This window comes from Nocardia sp. NPDC005998, assembly GCF_040614395.1.
Lineage (GTDB): Bacteria > Actinomycetota > Actinomycetes > Mycobacteriales > Mycobacteriaceae > Nocardia.
Genome location: NZ_JBEXUI010000003.1, coordinates 393,929 through 413,219 on the forward strand (window position 1 = coordinate 393,929; position 19,291 = coordinate 413,219).

At 65.0% G+C, this 19,291-nt stretch carries 19 protein-coding genes and 2 pseudogenes; 12 read left to right on the forward strand and 9 right to left on the reverse strand.

Features of this window, described 5'->3' with window-relative positions:
• Window positions 1–9 precede the first annotated feature (9 nt).
• From ABZ293_RS08280 to ABZ293_RS08295, 4 genes are all read left to right on the forward strand, one after another.
• Window positions 10–2,508, forward strand: coding sequence for a DUF3516 domain-containing protein (locus tag ABZ293_RS08280; RefSeq protein WP_355178471.1), 2,499 nt, complete (start codon window positions 10–12; stop codon window positions 2,506–2,508).
• Window positions 2,509–2,634: 126 nt separating this feature from the next.
• Window positions 2,635–3,735, forward strand: coding sequence for a type III PLP-dependent enzyme (locus tag ABZ293_RS08285; protein ID WP_355178564.1), 1,101 nt, complete (start codon window positions 2,635–2,637; stop codon window positions 3,733–3,735).
• Between the two features lie 8 nt (window positions 3,736–3,743).
• The gene (gene speD, locus ABZ293_RS08290; RefSeq protein ID WP_355178473.1) at window positions 3,744–4,946 is read left to right on the forward strand and encodes an adenosylmethionine decarboxylase; all 1,203 of its coding nucleotides are present in this window, start codon (window positions 3,744–3,746) and stop codon (window positions 4,944–4,946) included.
• A gap of 196 nt (window positions 4,947–5,142) precedes the next feature.
• The gene (locus ABZ293_RS08295; RefSeq protein ID WP_355178475.1) at window positions 5,143–6,213 is read left to right on the forward strand and encodes an ADP-ribosylglycohydrolase family protein; all 1,071 of its coding nucleotides are present in this window, start codon (window positions 5,143–5,145) and stop codon (window positions 6,211–6,213) included.
• Between the two features lie 87 nt (window positions 6,214–6,300).
• Here ABZ293_RS08295 and ABZ293_RS08300 read toward each other — a convergent pair whose 3' ends face one another.
• From ABZ293_RS08300 to ABZ293_RS08315, 4 genes are all read right to left on the reverse strand, one after another.
• A complete protein-coding gene (locus ABZ293_RS08300; RefSeq protein ID WP_355178477.1) occupies window positions 6,301–6,501 on the reverse strand; it encodes a 4-oxalocrotonate tautomerase family protein in 201 nt (66 codons plus the stop codon).
• Window positions 6,501–7,241, reverse strand: coding sequence for an SDR family NAD(P)-dependent oxidoreductase (locus ABZ293_RS08305; RefSeq protein WP_355178480.1), 741 nt, complete (start codon window positions 7,239–7,241; stop codon window positions 6,501–6,503). The genes ABZ293_RS08300 and ABZ293_RS08305 overlap by 1 nt, the downstream gene beginning before the upstream one ends.
• A gap of 86 nt (window positions 7,242–7,327) precedes the next feature.
• Entirely contained in the window at window positions 7,328–7,918 is a 591-nt protein-coding gene (locus tag ABZ293_RS08310; RefSeq protein ID WP_355178482.1) for a TetR family transcriptional regulator C-terminal domain-containing protein, read from the reverse strand.
• Window positions 7,919–7,963: 45 nt separating this feature from the next.
• Window positions 7,964–8,443 carry a gamma-glutamylcyclotransferase family protein gene (locus tag ABZ293_RS08315; RefSeq protein WP_355178484.1) on the reverse strand — a complete coding sequence of 160 codons (480 nt, stop codon included), beginning with the start codon at window positions 8,441–8,443 and terminating at the stop codon, window positions 7,964–7,966.
• Between the two features lie 103 nt (window positions 8,444–8,546).
• On the opposite strand from ABZ293_RS08315, the gene ABZ293_RS08320 reads away from it, so the two are divergent.
• Window positions 8,547–9,464 (forward strand): hypothetical protein, encoded by a 918-nt coding sequence (locus ABZ293_RS08320; protein WP_355178486.1) that lies wholly within the window; start codon window positions 8,547–8,549, stop codon window positions 9,462–9,464.
• 6 nt (window positions 9,465–9,470) lie between these two features.
• Here the strand turns inward: ABZ293_RS08320 and ABZ293_RS08325 are convergent, their stop codons facing one another.
• The 3 genes and pseudogenes from ABZ293_RS08325 to ABZ293_RS08335 form a co-directional block, all read right to left on the reverse strand.
• On the reverse strand, window positions 9,471–11,030 hold the full coding sequence (locus ABZ293_RS08325) for an acyl-CoA synthetase (protein WP_355178488.1): 1,560 nt from the start codon (window positions 11,028–11,030) through the stop codon (window positions 9,471–9,473).
• A gap of 355 nt (window positions 11,031–11,385) precedes the next feature.
• Window positions 11,386–11,937, reverse strand: a complete 552-nt coding sequence (locus ABZ293_RS08330) for a dihydrofolate reductase family protein (RefSeq protein ID WP_355178490.1) — start codon at window positions 11,935–11,937, stop codon at window positions 11,386–11,388.
• Window positions 11,938–12,093: 156 nt separating this feature from the next.
• Window positions 12,094–12,443, reverse strand: a pseudogene (locus ABZ293_RS08335) (helix-turn-helix domain-containing protein).
• 70 nt (window positions 12,444–12,513) lie between these two features.
• Here ABZ293_RS08335 and ABZ293_RS08340 point away from each other — a divergent pair.
• Entirely contained in the window at window positions 12,514–12,870 is a 357-nt protein-coding gene (locus ABZ293_RS08340; RefSeq protein ID WP_355178492.1) for a DoxX family protein, read from the forward strand.
• Between the two features lie 84 nt (window positions 12,871–12,954).
• On the opposite strand, the gene ABZ293_RS08345 is transcribed toward ABZ293_RS08340, so the two are convergent.
• The gene (locus tag ABZ293_RS08345) at window positions 12,955–13,188 is read right to left on the reverse strand and encodes a hypothetical protein (protein WP_355178494.1); all 234 of its coding nucleotides are present in this window, start codon (window positions 13,186–13,188) and stop codon (window positions 12,955–12,957) included.
• Between the two features lie 417 nt (window positions 13,189–13,605).
• On the opposite strand from ABZ293_RS08345, the gene ABZ293_RS08350 reads away from it, so the two are divergent.
• The 3 genes from ABZ293_RS08350 (at window position 13,606) to ABZ293_RS08360 (ending at window position 16,155) form a co-directional block, all read left to right on the forward strand.
• Window positions 13,606–14,475 carry a DUF6585 family protein gene (locus ABZ293_RS08350; protein WP_355178496.1) on the forward strand — a complete coding sequence of 290 codons (870 nt, stop codon included), beginning with the start codon at window positions 13,606–13,608 and terminating at the stop codon, window positions 14,473–14,475.
• Window positions 14,476–14,784: 309 nt separating this feature from the next.
• Window positions 14,785–15,399: an acyl transferase gene (locus ABZ293_RS08355; protein WP_355178498.1), complete on the forward strand. Its 615-nt coding sequence runs from the start codon at window positions 14,785–14,787 to the stop codon at window positions 15,397–15,399.
• A gap of 318 nt (window positions 15,400–15,717) precedes the next feature.
• Complete coding sequence (locus tag ABZ293_RS08360) at window positions 15,718–16,155, forward strand: hypothetical protein (protein WP_355178500.1); 438 nt, start codon at window positions 15,718–15,720, stop codon at window positions 16,153–16,155.
• 94 nt (window positions 16,156–16,249) lie between these two features.
• Here the strand turns inward: ABZ293_RS08360 and ABZ293_RS08365 are convergent, their stop codons facing one another.
• Entirely contained in the window at window positions 16,250–18,031 is a 1,782-nt protein-coding gene (locus ABZ293_RS08365; RefSeq protein ID WP_355178502.1) for an ABC transporter ATP-binding protein, read from the reverse strand.
• Between the two features lie 254 nt (window positions 18,032–18,285).
• On the opposite strand from ABZ293_RS08365, the gene ABZ293_RS08370 reads away from it, so the two are divergent.
• From ABZ293_RS08370 to ABZ293_RS08380, 3 genes and pseudogenes are all read left to right on the forward strand, one after another.
• A complete protein-coding gene (locus tag ABZ293_RS08370) occupies window positions 18,286–18,624 on the forward strand; it encodes a WXG100 family type VII secretion target (protein ID WP_355178504.1) in 339 nt (112 codons plus the stop codon).
• Window positions 18,621–18,920, forward strand: coding sequence for a WXG100 family type VII secretion target (locus ABZ293_RS08375; protein ID WP_355178506.1), 300 nt, complete (start codon window positions 18,621–18,623; stop codon window positions 18,918–18,920). The genes ABZ293_RS08370 and ABZ293_RS08375 overlap by 4 nt, the downstream gene beginning before the upstream one ends.
• Window positions 18,921–18,926: 6 nt before the next feature.
• Window positions 18,927–19,291, forward strand: a pseudogene (locus tag ABZ293_RS08380) (hypothetical protein); the annotation flags it as partial.

Consider the following 19,291-nt stretch of genomic DNA (forward strand, 5'->3'; position numbering starts at 1 on the left):
GTGGTCGGAGTGGATCTGACCGAACTGCTCGAGATACCGGGAACCGACGCCGACGCGCTCTACGAATCCTTCGGGGGCTGGGCGGCCGAGCAGGGCACACCGTTGTATCCGGCGCAGGACGAGGCGCTGCTGGAGTTGGCGTCCGGATCCAATGTCATCCTCGCCACTCCCACCGGGTCCGGCAAATCCTTGGTCGCGGTCGGCGCACACCTGTTCGCGCTGACCCGCGGTCTGCGCACCTACTACACCGCCCCGATCAAGGCCCTGGTCAGCGAGAAGTTCTTCGCCCTGTGCGATGTCTTCGGCGCGGACCGGGTCGGCATGGTGACCGGTGACGCGGCGGTGAATCCGGAGGCGCCGATCATCTGCGCCACCGCCGAGATCCTGGCGAATATGGCACTGCGCGAGGGCGCCGCCGCCGATGTCGGCCAGGTTGTGATGGACGAATTCCACTTCTACGCCGATCCGGACCGCGGCTGGGCCTGGCAGGTGCCGCTGCTGGAACTCCCGCGCGCCCAATTCCTGCTCATGTCGGCCACTCTCGGCGAGGTCGACTTCTTCGCGGCCGATCTGCGCCGCCGCACCGGCAATCCGACCGCCATCGTCGCGGGCACCGAACGCCCTGTCCCGCTGAGCTTTTCCTACGCGCGCACGCCCATCACCGAAACGTTGGAAGATCTCGTCACCACCAACCAGTCACCGGTGTACGTCGTGCATTTCACCCAGGCTGCAGCACTGGAACGCGCGCAGGCGCTGACCAGCGTCAACTTCGCCACTCGCGCCGAAAAGGACGCCATCGCAACGGCGCTCGGCGATTTCCGGTTCTCCTCCGGTTTCGGCAAGACGCTGTCGCGGCTGATCCGCCACGGTATCGGCGTACACCACGCGGGCATGCTGCCCAAGTATCGCCGCCTGGTGGAGCGCCTGGCCCAGGACGGTCTGCTCAAGGTGGTGTGCGGCACCGACACCCTCGGCGTCGGCATCAATGTGCCGATTCGCACGGTACTGCTCACCGGCCTGACCAAATACGACGGTGTGCGCACCCGCAGGCTCAAGGCGCGCGAATTCCATCAGATCGCGGGCCGCGCGGGCCGGGCGGGCTACGACACCATGGGCACCGTCGTCGTGCAGGCCCCCGACCACGAGGTGGAGAACACCCGGCTGCTGGCCAAAGCGGGCGACGACCCGAAGAAGCAGCGCAAGGTGGTGCGCAGGAAACCGCCGGAGGGCTTCGTGTCCTGGAGCGAGGAGACCTTCGACCGACTGGTCGCCGCCGCCCCCGAGCCGATGGTGTCGCGCTTCGCCGTGACCAACTCCATGCTGCTCAATGTGATCGCCCGTCCCGGCAATTGCTTCGACGCCATGCGCCACCTGCTCGAGGACAACCACGAACCGCGTCCCGCCCAACGCCGCCATATCCTGCGCGCGATCCGCCTGTATCGCGCCCTGCGCGATGCCGGTGTTGTGCAGCAACTTCCGGAACCCGACGCACAGGGCCGTCGCGCCAGGCTCACCGTGGACCTGCAGCGCGATTTCGCCCTCGACCAACCCCTGTCCCCGTTCGCCTTGGCCGCACTGGAACTGCTCGACAAGGACGCTTCCGGCTACACCCTCGACGTCATCTCCCTCATCGAATCGACACTCGAGGATCCGCGCCAGCTGCTCATGGCCCAGCAGCACAAGGCCCGTGGCCAGGCGATCAACGAGATGAAGGCCGATGGCATCGAGTATGACGAACGCATGGAGCTGCTGGAGGAGGTCACCTGGCCCAAACCCCTCGCCGAGCTGATCGAGCCCGCCTTCGAGACCTACCGGGCCGGGCACCCCTGGATGTCGGAGTTCGCCCCGTCCCCCAAATCGGTCGTCCGGGACATGATCGAGCGCTCGATGACCTTCGCCGAGCTCATCTCGCACTACGAACTGGCCCGGTCCGAGGGCGTAGTACTGCGCTACCTCGCCGACGCCTACCGCGCGCTGCGCCGCACCGTCCCGGAAGCCGCGCGCACCGAGGACCTCGACGATATGACCGAATGGCTCGGCGAACTTGTCCGCCAAGTGGATTCGAGTCTGCTCGACGAATGGGAGCAGCTCACCAATCCGGGCGCGGAGACCGACGCGGATCAGCTCGCGTTCGGCGCGGAGTCGGTGCGTCCGATCTCGGCCAATGAGCGTGCCTTCAAGGTGATGGTCCGCAACGCCATGTTCCGCCGCGTCGAACTGGCCGCCCTGCGCCGCTGGGAGACCCTCGGCGAGCTGGGCCAGGGCCCGGACTGGGAAGCGGAGCTGAGGCCCTACTTCGACGAGTACGACGGCATCGGCACCGGCCCGAACGCCCGCGGTCCGCAGCTGTTCCAGGTGGAACAACGCCCCGGTTTCTGGCACGTGCGCCAGGTCATCGACGACCCGTCGGGCGACCACGGCTGGGCACTGACGGCGGTGGTCGATCTTGCCGAGTCCGACGCCGCGGGCGAGGTCGTATTCGACGAGGTCACGGTAGTCGCGGGGTGATCATGGTCAAGGTGTCATCAACGAGTTAGTTAACCGGGGCTTCGCGCTGATACTCTCTCGCGCGGTGCCTGAACGACGGCCGCCCCCCAAACGACGGAGAGTTCCCTTAGATTGACCGGCTCAAACCTGCCCGAATCGCCCTATCTGGTCATCGACCCGGAGCGAGTGCGCGAGAACTATCGCGCACTCGCAGCAGCGGTACCCGGAGCGCGAATTCGCTTCGCGGTCAAGGCGAGCCCGATCCCGGAACTGATCCGCCTGCTCGACGAGGCGGGCGCGGAGTTCGACGTCGCCAGCGTCGGCGAGATCGAACTCTGCCTGCGCGCGGGCGTCGACCCGGCCCGCATGTGCTACGGGAACCCGATCAAGAAGGCCGCCCATATCGCCACTGCCTACGCCGCGGGTGTGCGCCGGTATGCCTTCGACACCGAGGACGATCTGTTGCGAATCGTCGAGCACGCGCCCGGCTCGGAGGTCGAATGCCGGTTCCTGTCCGCGGCGCCGCAGTCGACGACGCCCTTCGGCACCAAGTTCGGCTGCTCGCCCGCCGAGGCGCTGCGGCTGCTGGTGCGCGCCCGTGATCTCGGACTCATCGTCGGGGGTCCGTACTTCCATGTCGGCTCCCAGCAGATCGACCCGCGGGCCTGGCGCATCGGAATCGAGCAGGCCGGGCACATCGCTGCGACACTGGCGGACAAAGACATTTCCGTACGCTCGGTGAATATCGGTGGCGGCCTGCCCATTTCGTACGTCGAGGCGGCGCCCGCACTCGACGAGATAGGGGCCGTGATCGCCGCGGCCACCGCCGAATACCTGCCCGAGACCGCCGGACTCGTCGTCGAGCCCGGCCGCGCGCTCGTGGGATCGGCGGGCACCATTCACGCCGAGGTCATCGGCGTGCGCATCGCGCCGGACGGACGGCGCTGGGTGTATCTCGACATCGGCCGCTACAACGGTATGGCCGAGACCGAGAACGAGTACATCGCATACCGCTTCGTCACCGAACGTGACGGAGACCCCGTGGACGAGGCGGTGGTGGCCGGACCGACCTGTGATGGCGACGATGTACTGTATCAACGCACGAAGGTCCTTCTTCCGACCTCGTTGCGAGCCGGTGATCGCATCCAGATTCTCGATACCGGCGCCTATACCGCGAGCTATTCGTCGGTGTCCTTCAATGGTTTTCCGCCCTTGACCGTTCATGTCTCGGGCGCTGAGCGAGAGTGAGTTTGCCCATGACGGCGGAATTCACCGGCTGGCATGTGCTGGCCGAGTTCGGTGGTGTCGACGTAGATCTCTGCGACGATCTCGAACGACTCGAATCGGCGTTGCGCGAGTCTCTGATCGCGGCGGGCGTCACCATCTGCGATGTCGTACACAAGAAGTTCGATCCGCAGGGGGTGACCGTCCTCGCGCTGTTGTCGGAGTCCCACGCCTCGATTCACACTTATCCGGAGTCCGGCGACATCTTCGTCGACGTCTTCACCTGCGGAAGTATCGGCGCAGGCGCGTCGAAGGCGGTGGAGCTACTGCGGGATAAGTTGTCTCCCAAGGATGTTCGGATGCAGGTCATCCAGCGCGGGCACGGCTCCACGCGGATCGAGGAGCCGGTCGGCAACGGCCTGACCCGTATCTGGGATCTGCACGAGGTCCTCGTCGACACCCATACTCCGTTCCAGCACATGGTGATCGCACGCACCGAACAGGGCATCAGCCTGTTCTCCGACGACGATCGCCAGTCCACGGAGTTCTCCCAGCTGACCTACCACGAGGCGATGATGGTCCCCGCCTTCGCGCTGGCCGCGAAGCTGGACAAGGTCCTCATCGTCGGTTCGGGTGAGGGTGTGGCCAGTCAGATGTCGGTTGCCGCGGGCGCGACACTGGTGGATCACGTCGATATCGATCAGCGCGAGGTCGAGCTGTGCGCCGAGCACCTGCCCTACGGCTACACCAGCGACGAGCTGACCGCCGCGGTGCGCGGTGACGGCCCGATCAAGGTGCACTACGCCGACGGGTGGGACTTCCTGGCCGAAGCGGCTGCGGCGGGTACCCGCTACGACGTCATCGTGATCGATCTGCCCGATGAGCGGGTCGAGGACGCGCAGCACAACCGCCTCTACGAATCGGAGTTCCTGTCGCGATGTCGGGCACTGCTCGCGCCCGGCGGCGTGTTGAGCGCGCAGGCCGGTTGCGCGACGATGTGGCGCAACGAGACGCTGAAGCGGTCCTGGAAGCGCTTCCACGAGCAGTTCGGCACCGTGGTGCAGTACGGCAGCGATGAGCACGAGTGGACGTTCCTGTTCGGGTTGAACGAACGGATCGACGACCCGGTACCCGCGATGACCGAGCGACTGGCCACGCTGCCCTACCGCGCCGAGACGGTCGACGCGCGGGCGCTGGTGCGCGGCGCGATCGAACCGCACGCGCTGCGCGTGTAGCAGCACCCTCGAATCGCACCGGCTCCCAAGGAATTTCACCTTTGGGAGCCGGTGCGATTCGGCGTTGCCGCGCGAAACCCATCGCGCACACCGGGCACACATTTTCCCACGTGGCACGCCTGTTGGGGTGGACGTTGCCGCGTTGCGGCGGTGCTGGTGGGCCGCTGCACCGTTGGATGGGCAATGATGTTGTCTCGTGGTGGATTACACGGTGGTCTTCGATCGGGTCCGAGGCTCGCTACTAGGTGGGGCGATCGGTGACGCGCTCGGATGGCCCATCGAATTCCTCGAGCTGAATCAGATTCGCGAACGGTATGGCATCGAGGGGGTGCAAAGCTATCTGCCCCAGCATGACGCGGGTGCGCCGCAGCAAATTACCGATGACACCCAGATGACGCTGTTCACCGCGGAGGGGCTGTTGCGGTGCGCGCCGGGCGCCGACCCGGTGCCAGCATTGCGACGGGCATATCTGCGCTGGTTGCGGACCCAGCGACAGGACGGGCCCGCAGTCGAGGTCGACAGTTGGCTGGCGAGTCTGCCGTTCTTGTATGCCGCGCGTGCGCCGGGCAATGCCTGCATGTCCGGACTGAGCCAGCAGACCCGGGGATACCTCGCGCCGTACCCGCTCGGCGAAGCTGGTCCGGTGAATCCGGGGTCGAAGGGATGCGGGACGGTCATGCGGTCGGCACCGTTCGGACTCGCCGGTATGGGGCCCGATCTCGCATTCACCGCGGCCGCGCGGAGTGCCCAACTGACTCACGGACATCCCACCGGATATCTCGCCGCGGGTGCGCTCGCGGCACTGATCGTTCGGGTGGTGAGCGGTGTCGAGCTACCGATTGCGTTGCAACAGACCATTACTCAGCTCACAACCTACCCAGCAGGTGCGGAGACGGCCGCGGCGCTGAACCTGGCTGCCGAGCTGGCCGAGCAGCCAGCCAGCGCCGAACAGGTCGAGCGGGTCGGCGCGGGATGGATCGCCGAGGAATGCCTCGCCATCGCCGTGTACTGCGCCCTGTACGCGGCTCGAACCGGCGATGTGCGCGGGGCATTGCTGCTATCGGTGAACCATTCCGGTGACTCCGATTCCACCGGTGCCGTCACCGGCAACCTGATCGGCGCCACTCACGGTTTCTCTGCGATGCCGCGGGACTGGATGTCCGGGGTCGAGGGTTGCGATGTGCTGATCCAAGTCGCCGATGACCTCGTCCTGAACTATTTCATCGGCGACCGGTCCATACTGGGTGACCGATACCCATTCGATTAGGGACTCGTGCGCAGCCGCAGCGCCCATTCCCGCCTCGATCCGGCGGGATCCTCGGGCAAGAATGGGCGCACAGGCCAACCTTCGGACCTATGACTGCTTGCGCCAGTCCTCGACATTCATTCCGCCGATGCCCCAATCCGTCAGCGCGACTTCATCGATCACCACGAACGTGGTCGCCGGATCCTTGCCGAGCACATCACGCAGCAGCTCGGTAACCCCTTTGATCAGCTGGGACTTCTGCTCCCGCGTGACACCCTCATCGGTGACTTTGATATTGACGTAAGGCATTACGCAGCCCTTCCCGAGATGAACCCGCCGTCGACGGGGAAAATGTGACCGGTGGTGAATGCGGCGTCCGCGAGATACAGCACCGCCGCGGTGGTTTCGCTCACCTCGCCGATGCGGTTGAGCAAAGCCAGTCTGCCCGAGGAGGTTTCGTCGCCGTCACCGAAAATCGGTGTGCGAATGATGCCCGGGGCAACAGCATTTACCCGAATCCCGTCCGCGGCGAGCTCCGCGGCCAGGCTCGTTGTCAGCGCGTGTACGCCGCCCTTGCTGACCAGCGCCGCGGATGCGGGCAGACCCGCCAGCGCGTGATTGATCAGCACCGTCCCGATATTCACGATGCTGCCACCGGTTTTCTGTGCTCGGAGCTGGCGTACGACGGCCTGGGTGGTGAAGTAGGTGCCCTTGAGGTTGCCGTTGAGGTAGCTGTCGAGGTCCGCCTCGGTGACATCGACGAAGGGTTTGGCTCCGAAGATCCCCGCGTTGTTCACCAGCACATCCACCCGGCCGAAGCGCTCGACCGCGACGCGGACCAGCTCGGTTCCCGTTGCGGGAGTACCGATATCGCCGACGAAAACGGCGATCCGTTCCGGCGCGCCGAGTGCGTCCGCCACTGCCGCGAGCTTGTCCGCATCGCGCCCATTGAGCACGACGTTTTCGCCGCGCTCGACGAAGGCCCTGGCGATATCGCGTCCGATCCCGCTGGAGGATCCGGTCACGATGACCGTCTTTGCGCTCACCATAATTCTCTCTCTTCCTAGTGATACTTCTTAATACGACCGGTCGTCTTGCAATGGGCGAGCGGACAGCGGAAAAGGGCCAACCACACTCAGGCCAGGAAGTAGTCGTCCAGCAGTCGACGCAGACACTTGTGCAGCGGCTCGAGTGAACGCTCGATCTTCATTCTGATCACCGCACCCTCCCATGACTCCAGCAGCAGATCGGCCAGATCGGTGGCGTCGATATCGTCGCGAATGGTGCCGAGTTCCTGGGCCCGGCGCAGCGCCACCGCCACCCCGTCGCGCCAGGAATGCCATGCGCCGGCCAGAGATTCGCGCAGCACCTCACTACCCTCGAGCTCGCCACCGAGGTTCGCGATCAGGCACCCACCCGTAAACTCCGCCCGCACGAAGTCATCCATGAGCCGCGCGAAGAATGCCCGCAACCCGACGATCGGATCCGCTGACGACCCGAGCGCCTCGGCCAGATTCCGCTGCACGCACAGCGAATGATGGTCGATGATCGCGCGGCCGAAACTTTCCTTGCTGTCGAAGTAGTTGTAGAACGACCCCTTCGGCACCCCGACCGCATCCAGCACCTGTTTGATGCCGGTCCCGTGATAGCCGTGCGTCAGGAATCCGGCAGCCCCCTCCTCCACCAGAAGCTGCCGAGTGTCCTCACTGCGTCGCGGTCGCGCCATGGGCTTAATATATGACCGGTCGTCTTGGAATAGCAAATCGGGGCCTCAGATCGTCCGCCGCCATTCAGCGCAGTGCAGCACGAACGAGGCCAACTGCTCGGTCGCGAAGCGATCGGCATACCAATCCTCCTGCGCGACAATCGAGGTCCATACATATGTCCACACGGCATCCGCGCCGAGCGCGACCCGCCGCAACTCGTATTCATCGTCCTCGAAGGCGTCGAGCACCGCCCACTCCCCCGCATCGAGCCCGGACAGCACCACACCCCGCGCCACCCCACCCGCGGCGGGCACCAATCCCGGATAGACCCGCCCCGGCAACGTCGCCACCCGCCACCCGGCCAGTTCCGCGGCGACCAAGTCCGGGCACCGCCCGATCAACTCGACCAATACCTCGGGAAACCGCAGCGTTCCGTAGACGAACAACCGATCGGCGTCCGTCATCGCGATCGATCGCTCGGTTGCCAACCGTTCGCCCAGCACGAACGCGCCCGATTCGTCCACCGGATCCCTGGAACTGTCCACCAGCGGAGGTTACGCCGCAGGGCACGCGGACGGCGGCTACCGCGAAATCGCCGCCCGGACGCGTACCGTGCCACCAGGACGCACTGCGAGAGGAAAGGCCCGCATGATCCGGCGCACGCTCGCGGCGGGGATCGCCGTCGCCACCATGATCGTCCTGGCAGGGTGCACGAATGCGGCCGACCGCCGCCCACAGGCGGATCGGCTACACGCCGAGATCAGCGCCATGCCGGGCGTCGACAGCGTCACGGTCGACTACGCCAACGACTCCACCCAGGGCACCTACCTGGACCTGACCATATCGATGCGCAAGGCTTCCGAGGCGCAGATCGCGGATGTGGTCGACTGCATCAACGCGATCAAGCGGCACGATTTCGACAACTTCCAGCAATCTGCCGACTTCACCGTCGGCGATCAACTGGAGCTGAAACTCGATGCCGCGTTGGATCCGGCGCGAATCAGTACTCGCGCCAACATGTTGCGTGAACTGGGCGCGAGCCTGCCCGGTGCCGCCATCACCTGGTCGACCTCCGCGATCGAGATCGAAAAGTCCCCGCCCACAACGGATTCCCTCGCAGCGGTGCGCACCGTCCTGGGCGGCGATCGCGCACAGGTCACCATCAGACCCGCGAACCGCGCCCCCGGGTGGACCGTCGACCTTCCGTTCAGCACCCAGCAGGAACACGACATCCAGGCCCTGCTCACCGATCTCCCGGCCCAGGTTGCCTTCGTTCGCGTCACCGACGGACATATCGCGAATCTTTCCGTCGGAGTGCACAGTCCGGACACTGCCTACCAGGACCTGACCGCCATCATCGCCAGCACCCGAACCTCCGAACACCCGATGGACCTGCGTTGGAACTGGGGCAGCTACACCCCGGACAAACTATTCACCGGCAGCGTCAAGATCGCTGGATGCACTGAGCGCGACAGCGCCGCCGACGCGCACCCGGAGCGTTACCTCACCCCCGATGCCATCGCCCTCCAGGGCCGACTCCGCAGCGAATTCGAGATCTGCAACTAGCGCGCCCTACTCCACGAGATGCGCATATTTCGTGCGCAATTCGCGCTTGAGGATCTTGCCGCTCGGATTCTTGGGCAACTCCTCGGTGAAAGCGATGTACTTGGGCACCTTGTAGCCAGCCAACCGGGTGGCGCAATGGCTGACCAACTCCTCGGAGCTCAGGGTTGTTCCGTTGCGCGGCACGACGATCGCGGTCACGGCCTCGATCCAGTACGGGTGGGCCAGGCCGATGACGGCGGCTTCGGAGACACCCGGATGCGTGTAGAGCACCTCCTCGACCTCACGGCTGGCGACGTTCTCACCACCGGTCTTGATCATGTCCTTCTTGCGGTCCACCACCGAGAGGTATCCGTCGGCGTCCATGACGCCGAGGTCCCCGCTGTGGAACCAGCCGTCGCGGAAGGCTTCCGCGGTCTTGTCCGGGTCGTTCCAGTAGCCGAGCATGGCTTGTGGTGAGCGGTGCACGATCTCGCCCACCACGCCCGGCGCGACCGGAACGCCTTCGTCGTCGACGATTCTGGTCTCGACATTGAGCGCCGCGCGACCGGCCGAGCCGGGCCTGCTCAGCTGGTCCTGCGGCCCGAGAACCGTGGCCAGCGGAGCCATTTCGGTCTGGCCATAGAAGTTGGTCAACCCGACCCCGGGCAGCCGTTGCGCAAGTTCGGTGAGCACCTCCACCGGCATGATGCTTGCCCCGTAGTAACCCTTGCGCAGCGAGGACAGGTCGTAGGTTTCGAATTCGGGACTGCGCAGCAGCGAAACCCACACGGTCGGCGGACAGAACAGCTTGGTGACCCGCTCCTGCTCGATGGTGCGCAGGATGGTCACCGGATCCGGTGCGCCGAGGATGATGCTGGTCGCGCCGAGATAGATGTCCGGGGTCAGGAAGCAGTGCAGCTGCGCGCAGTGATACAGCGGCAGCGCGTGGATCTCGATGTCATCGACGCTCATCCCGCCGTCCACGATCGCGCTCACGTACTGCGCGATCAGGCTCCGGCTCGATAGCATCGCCCCCTTCGGCCGCGATTCGGTGCCCGAGGTGTACATCAGTTGCACGGGATCGTCATCGCCGATGGCGATATCGGGTTCGGACGAGTCGGGATGGTCCTCCCACCGCGCGATGTCCTCCCAGCCATCGGGAGGCGGCGCACCGATCCACCCACGCACCCGAATCACGCTCTCGCCCACCTGCTTCACCGCGACCAGCGCCTCAGCGGCCAGCCCATCCTCCACGATCAGCCCGCTGGCTCCGGAGTGCCGCAGGATATAGGCGATCTCATCGCCCTTGAGCATGAAGTTGATCGGCACCGACACCGCGCCCAATCGGGCCAGCGCAAAGTACACCAGTACGAACTCCCGCGAGTTACGCGCGTAGATCGCGATCCGATCCCCTTGCTCCACACCACGTTCGGCCAACGCATGCGCCACCCGATTCACCGCCGCATCGAGCTCGGCATAGGACTCGCGCCGATCCCGCCACACCAGCGCCGTCTTCTCCGGCACCCGGGCAGCACTGCGCCGCAACAACTCCCCTAGCCCCTGACCGCGAGCACCCGCCGTGTCCATCCGCCCAACCTCCTACGCAATCGCCACCACCCGACCGTCCAGTCCCACTCACCAGGAACCTCACCGCACGGACAATCGGTAGTTGTCTTCCGACACTGAACACATGTAGCAGCCGAGGATGGGCTGACACAGGTATTTCGGCACAACCGCGTAGCTGATCGACGCGGCCGACCTCGGGCGTTGCGAGGGCTGGAGCCTCGCCGCGGTCGCCGCTACCGAAGGCGCCGTCGCCGACGCTCGCCAAACCGATCTCGCCGAACAACAAAGACCCGAGCCGCCATCAAGACGCACCTGGCGTACGCGTTCACCACGCTCGACGTCGCGCTCGAGCGGGGCTGCCGCGGTTGAACGGACCTCAGTCGGCGAGATAGCGCAGCATCACCACGGTGTTGAAGTGCCTCGTCTCGACCAATCGGAGCTGGACGCGCTTGTCCAGTGATGGGAACATCGGTGTGCCGCCGCCGAGCACCACCGGCGCGAGGAACAACTGGTACTCGTCGATGAGCCCGTGTGGCATCAGCGAGGCCGCGAGGCTCGCGCCACCGACCTCCATCACGCCATCGCCTTCGGCCTTGAGCCTGCGGACCTTCTCGACCGCGTTCGCACTGACCAGGGTGCTGTTCCAATGGACCTCGGTGAGCGTCCGGGAGAAGACAACCTTGGGCTTCTCCGTCCAGAGCTCGCCGAACTCGCGCTCGATGCGCGACGCGTCCTCGGGCACGTGCGGCCAGTACTCGGCCATCAGCTCGTACAGCCGACGGCCGTGCAGCGAGACCTCGATCTCGCGGTACCTGTCGTTGTGGAACTGGTGCAGTTCCTCGTCTGGATTCGTCCAGTCGATGCTGCCGTCGCGGTCGTTGATGTAGCCGTCCAAGGACACGCTGAACCCGTAGATCAGTTTCCTCATAACCGGGTAGACCTCCTACGCGCTGGAAACTCATCGGTGCTCATCGGACCTCACCTCATCACGGGCGGCGAGATCACCTGAGAGTGCTCGGTAATGCCGAGTTGCGGGTGTTCGATCCGGCAACCGACAGCATCACAAGGTGTGGGCTGCCCGAACCTAGTGCCGGTGGTTCGCGGCCGCCGATTCCTGGAAGTCGACGAGTGCTTCCCCGTGCGCCTGCGCCCACTCCGTCAGCATCGCTATCGGCTCCTGAAGCGTCCGGCCGAGCGGGGTCAGGCTGTATTCCACCCGTGGGGGCACTTCGGCGTACCGCTGTCGATCGATGAGGCCGTTGCTCTGCAGGCGGCGCAGGTCTGGGTCAGCACCTTCCGGGAGATCCCGCCGGACAGAGCGACAAGTTCACTGTGCCGCTTGGGGCCGTCTGCTAGCGCGTACAAGGTGACTACGGACCACTGGTTCGCGATGACCTCGATCGCTGTGCGCGCAGGACAGTCGGACATGAACATGATTCCGGCAGGAGAGCTCACCGTCCGAAGGTTACCAAAGGGTACCTATCGGATTCCTAGCGTTGCCATCATGCACATTGCAGCCCTGACCCTGTCCGTCCTGCTCGCTCTGGCGATGCTCCAGTCCGGCGTGATGAAGTTCGTCCGCCCAGCGTGGATACGCCAATTCGCCGAAGCGGTCCACCTCACCAATCCCCAGCTCACCATGCTCGGGCTCCTGCAGATCGCCGCGACAGTCGGTCTCATCTGGGGCATCTGGTTCCCGCCCTTCGCGATCGCCGCCGCGATCGGATTGGTGCTCTACTTCGGCGGCGCGATCATCGCCCACATCCGCAGCGGCGACCGGAACATGGTGGGAGCCGTGGTCTTCCTCGCGTTCTCGATCGCGACGTCGGTCGTGCTCGTTCTCCATGTTCTCCTCGCCTGAACAGGCGTTTCCACCTCTGCGGCCGGAGAGCCGGGCCCGTGCGTGACACCCGGCTCGACCGGGCCGAACATCCGAAAATGCCGCTTACCGAGCGGTTTTCCGCTGTTCACAGTCGGTAAAGGCTGCGCCGGGGACTCGATTGCGTTGCGTCGGTGGATCGCGGGACACCTTCTGCCGCAGCATCGCCCACGACTTACGGTCCGCCCGATAACCCTGCGGCAGCAACAGCCCGCGCCGCCGCAGTGCCCGCCGCACCGTCGAAGTGGAGACCTCGTAGCCGTCGGCGCGCATCAAGGCCGCGATCTTGCGGTGCCCCACTCCGGCCATTCCTCGGCGTATTTCGCCGCGATCGGTTCGAACCGGTCCGACAACACCACTCGCACTTTGCCCTCGACCGGAATCTTCAACCGCCGCGTCCTGGCCACCGCGCGTCTTCTTCCTGATCTTGTGCTCGGCGCGTCCCATGTAGCCGCTGATCGGTTGTCCGGCACGGTGACTCGACAAACTCCGGCGGAACGCGCCTTTCTGCCGATGTGCGGACATTTCCCCAGCCGTCACGGCGGCTTTCCGGGTCCCGACTGCGGTTTGTGCGGGAGGATTCGCCCGCAGCACTCCGCAGCTCGTGCCGAAAAGCACTGAGCCTCTGCCCTGCCCGCAGAGACGCATCGGGATCGATCCCCCGCATCGCGCGGCGAGCAACGGTAGCGTCAAGTGGCACGACATGAAGGAGGAGTCGTGCCCGAATCGAATGATCACGATGGCCCGCAGCTACCGCCTGAGATCGAAACATCCTCTGCCGGAGCACATCTCGGGACTCTCGTCGCGACGTACCCATGGCAGATGCCACCGATTCCCTGGCGCGGCTACGCGATGTGGGGCGCCCTTACGGTCATCCTTTGCGGAACATGGGGATATCTGGCCGGAGCCGCCGTAGGCGTGGTGTGGGCGGCATTGGTGTTCCTCATGCTGGGTATTCCGCTCGTGCTTCGCCGCCGGTCACGGTTTGTCGACAAGAATGCGCAGTTGGCGCTCTATCAGCACGGCCTGGTGGTGGTGGGTGCGAACGGGGCCATCCGAGTCGCACGCTACGACAGCACGCTCGCCTACCTGTACGGGTATTCGGACGACACTTTCCAGCACGAGGCCGATCGCCCGAAGTATTACACCGGCACCCTCACCGACATTGCGGGACAGAGCTTTCCGCTCAACGGGTTCTTCGAGACCGACTTCTGGCTTCGCGGCGGGTACACAGACCCGCAGTATTGGGCTTCAACAATCCACGATGGCATAGTCAAAGCCTGCTTCGCCTCCGCCGCAGCAGAACTCGACGCAGGCGGAGCCCTCGAGTTCGGCCCGATCCGCATCTCCGCGACCGACATTTCCGCCAACGGCCAGGCCGTCCCCTGGCCCAGCGTCCAGGAGATAAGTGTCGATGCCGGGCGAGTCGGCATAACTGTCGACGGAAAATGGAAGCCACTGAAAGGTGCAGCACTTGAATTGATTCCGAACTTCCGGCTGTTCATCGCACTCACGGATCACCGACGCCACCAAGCGAAGCCGGATGAACAAGAGCCCCACAACAACGGCGAGCCGCAAACCGACTGATCAGCCGAACGTCGCTCGTCTGCACCGCACTTGAACACAGGATTCTGCGGGCGAGTCAGATTCCGTCGTACCCGACCACAGGTCGCTGAGCAGCACCAGCGTTCCGGAAACCACACAAGTATGGTGGTCGAGGCCGTCGTCGGCGTGAATTGTCCTGGGCCGTTGGGCCAGTGCCCCTTACGGAGAGCGATGGCCGACACCGTTATCGCTCGCGCAGTAACGAGACGGTCCCGTGGTGCGAAATCAGGACAGTGATCTATGCAGATCGCGCGGTAGCGGAACCGACCTGGGGGACCCATGCACCACACCATGCCTGAACGCACTTCTCGCACCTCCGGCAGGCTCGCGCGGCGGGTGGGGGTGATGGTGCTCGGTGTGCTTGCCGGTGCGGCGGTGATCTGCGGATGCTCGAACTCGTCGACGACGCCGCCCCTGGGCTCGTCGGCAATCTCCGGCACGACGCCGGTCGCCGTCGCCCCGTCGGGTACCTCTGGCGCGCCCGCCACCTCCGGCGATCAAGTAGCGCCGTCGCAGCCGCAAGCCCAGAGCCCGATCAATCCCTCGGAGACCGCGGCCCCGCAGCCGATCACCTCCGTCCCGGCGGACACCGCGCAGCAACCGCCGGCAAACCATCCGGCACCCGGCACCACCTTTGCCGGTGAGGGACTCACCATCCAGCAGGCCACCGACTTGCAAAAGTCCGTGGACGGCGGCCACCAGCCCTGGCGCCTGGACCGCGTCCAGGTCGCAAAGTCCTTCGTGCAAGGGCGATTCGGCTGGACCAGCGTGCAAACGAGCACCGACGCACCGACGGTCGTCGTTGTCACCAACCAGGACGGCAGCAAGGTCGCCCTGAACCTCGCCCAGCCCGCGACCCAGGGCGACCACGGCATCTGGGTCGTCGAGACCGGCGTGTGGAGCTGACCCCGCACAAGGCCTCGAACCCGTGAAATGCGGTCGGGAGTTCGGCGACCGCATTGGGCTGACCGCCGTAGTGTTCGGTTGCGGGGATCGCTGAGCGCGGATCAGGCGTTGGTTCGTAGTCGTCGAGATGAGGAGGCCCCGATCGAAACATCACGTGTGCATCACGGGCAGACCGAGGGCGGACAGGAAACTGCCACTGCGCCGGGTTCCGCGGTTCTGACAGGGACGGTCCTCGGTGTTGTGGTTCTATTGTGCGTCCACCTCGACTGGGCTCCGTTCGTCAGGAGCTCGACCGGTCCCGATCAGCTCCTTGGCTTGGTGGCCGGCGGGATTCTGCTTGGTGTTTCCCTGCTCGTGTGGGCGATCAAGACGCTGTACCTGCTCGGCAGAGAGCAAGGGTGGTCCTGGAAGGTCGCCGCAGTGCCGGTGGTTGTGCTCGCGGGACTGGTCGCTGGTTTGGTCTCTCAGCCCGCGAACTTCGACTCCGCACGTCCCGAAATGGAAAAGGTCGCGGTCGAGATGCTGCACGAGGATAGACCGAATACCCGCCAAGACCTGAGTCTCGGCGGGCTCGATATCAGCTTGGCTCACCGCCGGTCCGATGGGCGCGTCTACTTCTATGACGCCGACGGGTACGTGGGCTCCACTGTCCAGGGCTGGGTGTACTCGCCTAGCGCAGAACCAGTAGGGAGTGGCGCCCAACGGTTCGAAAGGCTATCCGCAGAATGGTATTCGTTCGTCTTCACTATCGACTGAGACCTGCCGACGGCGACTCAGTACCAGGACGGTCGGACCAGATGGTCATGGTTATCGAGTTTGCGCAGAAAGATCGAGCTCCAACGAACTCTGATCAACGCGCGACCACGTCCTCGGCGAGGAATCCACCCGACTGATGCCGCCACAGCTGAGCGTATGTTCCTTGCGCGCATAGCAGCTCCTCGTGTGTCCCCTCCTCGACGACTCGCCCGTGGTCGAGCACCACCAGCCGGTCCATCCCGGCCACAGTGCTCAGCCGGTGCGCGACAACCAGCGCCGTACGCCCTTGCATCAATTCCCAGAGCGCTTGCTGCACAAGCAATTCGCTTTCCGAGTCGAGGGCGCTGGTGGCCTCGTCCAGGAGCAGGATGGGCGCGTCCCGCAGGATGGCCCGAGCCAACGCGACCCGCTGACGCTGGCCGCCGGACAGTTTCACGCCGCGCTCGCCGATGAGCGTTCCCATACCCTGTGGCAGCGCGTCCGTGAACTCGGTGACGTGCGCGGCCTTGGCGGCCCGCAGGATCTCCTCATCGGTGGCGTCCGGGCGCGCGAACCGGATGTTCTCGCTCAGGGTCCGGTGAAACATGGCCGGATCCTGTGGCACGTAGGCGATCAGACTGCGCAGATCCGCCTGCCGCACTCGGGCGATGTCCTGTCCGCCGATGCGTATCGTCCCGGATTGGATATCCATCAATCGCAGCAGCAGTTGGGTGATGGTGGTCTTGCCACCACCGGATCGTCCGACCAGGCCTACCTTGGCGCCGCTGGGCACGTGCAGATCCAATCCGTGGAACAGCTGCCGCGCACCCCCGTGCGTGAAGTTCACTGTCTCGAACCGCACGTCGAAGCCCTTGGGCCGCAGTGGTTCCGGATGTTCGATATCGAGCACCTTCGGCTCGTCGAGCAGCAGTTCGGTGAACTGCGCCGCCTCGGTGAGCACCGTCTCCAACCGCCGGTAGATCTGGTTGAACCGGAACATGATCCCGGTGGCGTTGAAGTAGTAGGTGAATGCCACCACGATGGCCTCCACCCCCGCATTCCCGCCGCTGAGGCCCAGCGCGATCAGCAGGCCCAGCACATTGGTGAGCACCAACAGCGGCGTCACCAGCGTATCTATCCGCAGGTTCGCGTAATCCCAGGAGCGCAACGACTTTCGCCGCGACGTGGCGACCCGCCGCCGATGCTCGGCCGCCTCCTGCGGTTCGGCAGCGAAGGCGCGCACCACCTGCATATTGGCCAGGCTGTCGGCCACATGCCCGGAAACCTGCGCAATGGCGGCCTCCCGGTCGTCGACGAGCTTCTGACGGCGCTGGATCAAGGGCATGATGACCAGCGCGGTCACCACGATCATCCCCATCAGCACGAGGACCAGCACGGGGTTGTAGCGCCACAACACAACCGAGGCGAACACCAGCGGCACCAGTGCCGCCAGAATCTCGAAAGCGAGGGTGTCCACGAACTGTTCGAACCGAGCCGCAAAGCTGAGCGAACGCTTCGTCAGCGAACCGGCGAAGTTGTTGTGGAAGAACGCCGCGTCCTTGGCGAGCAGCTCGTCCATGGCGAGCACATACAGGTGCTCGATACCATAGGCGTCGACTCGGTTCAGACAGTGAATCCCGATGCGCCAGAACAGCTCCGCGAGCAGCAGGGTGCCGCCGAAGGCGAAGACATACGAAGCCAGGGCCCCGAAACTCGTATCCTCGGTCACCGCGACCCGGCCAACCACCATGGCGACGATCAGCGGTGCGATGTACAGGTTGCAGATATTGCCGAGTGCCGGCGCCAGCAGCGCCGGAATCGTCGTGGCCTTGCGAGAGGCCATTTCCCGGCCATAGAAACGCAGCACCAGCTTGACCGCCGTTGCGCGTGAACTCATGCTCCCCCCTCGTCTCGAATTAACGAGCGATTCAGGTGAGCAATGATCCCGCGTCCAGGCGAGTTAGCGCCAGCGAATATCCGCCGACCGCGCTGGATCCGCTCGCCGGGCTTCGGGTGCTCGTAGTTCGGTCAGGGCGGGTGCCGGCCGCCGATCCGGCCGCGCCCTAACGGTCGCCAGCGGAACGCAACCGACCAAGCCCTCCTACCTCGCTCTATGCGCTGCGCCCAAGGCGTATCGGTTAGGATTCGCGCATGAGTGATGGGGGGACACCAGCCTCTGGTCAGAACCTTGCGGTGGTGCCGGAGAAGGTGCGTGAGGTGGGCAAGTACGTCTACGAGTTGGCCGAGGCACTGCGATCGGCACTGGATTCTGCGGCCAAGGACGTCGCTTCGCTGACCGATGGCAGCTGGACCGGGGACGCCGCCAACGAATTCTCAGAGGGTTGGACCGAGGTCCGCGATGGCGGCACCACGATCATGACCGCCCTGACCGGCATGGCGAAGAAGCTCGGCGTCACTGCAGATACCTATCAGGCGCGTGATGGGAGCAACGCTGCGTCCTTGAACACTTCGAGTTTGGATCTGCCATGAGCTCCCAGTTTTCGGTCGACCTGGACCATCTCGATGAGGTCGTGGTTCGTCTGTCGAGTCTGGCTGGGTTCATCGGCGAGCATCTCGATGAGATCGATGACCGGGTCGCCGCCTTGACCGGCAGTGGGTGGGAAGGCGTTGCCGCCCAGGCGTATGCCGATGCCCACACGCAATGGGTCACTGGGGCACGCGAATTCGTCGAAGGCGTGAAGGATGTCAGCGACGCGGCCAAGGCAGCCCACGCGCGCTACAGCACCGCCCACGACACGAATTACACAATGTTTTCCCAGGGATAAAGACGCATGGGTGTACTGGTTATCGACTGGCAGACCTACTACGACGCCGGCAAGAAATGCCACGCCCTGGCCACCGACCTGCGTGCCGCCGACAAACCGGTCCACGATGCGGTCAAGGGTGAATGCGCGGGCATGGCCGGTAACACCGCGGGCTGCGAACAATGGGGCAAGACCTACGACCGCCTCGCCCAGGAAACGATGCAGACCTGCACGAACCTGGCCGACGCCCTCACCAACTTCGGCAACATGCTCTACGCCGCCGGCCACAACTGGGCACTGTCCAATAACTCCAACCCGATGCCCGACCGGCCCACCGTGACGGCGATGTCGGAGTACAAGGTGACCATCCCGACTTCGGTCGGCGACAACGG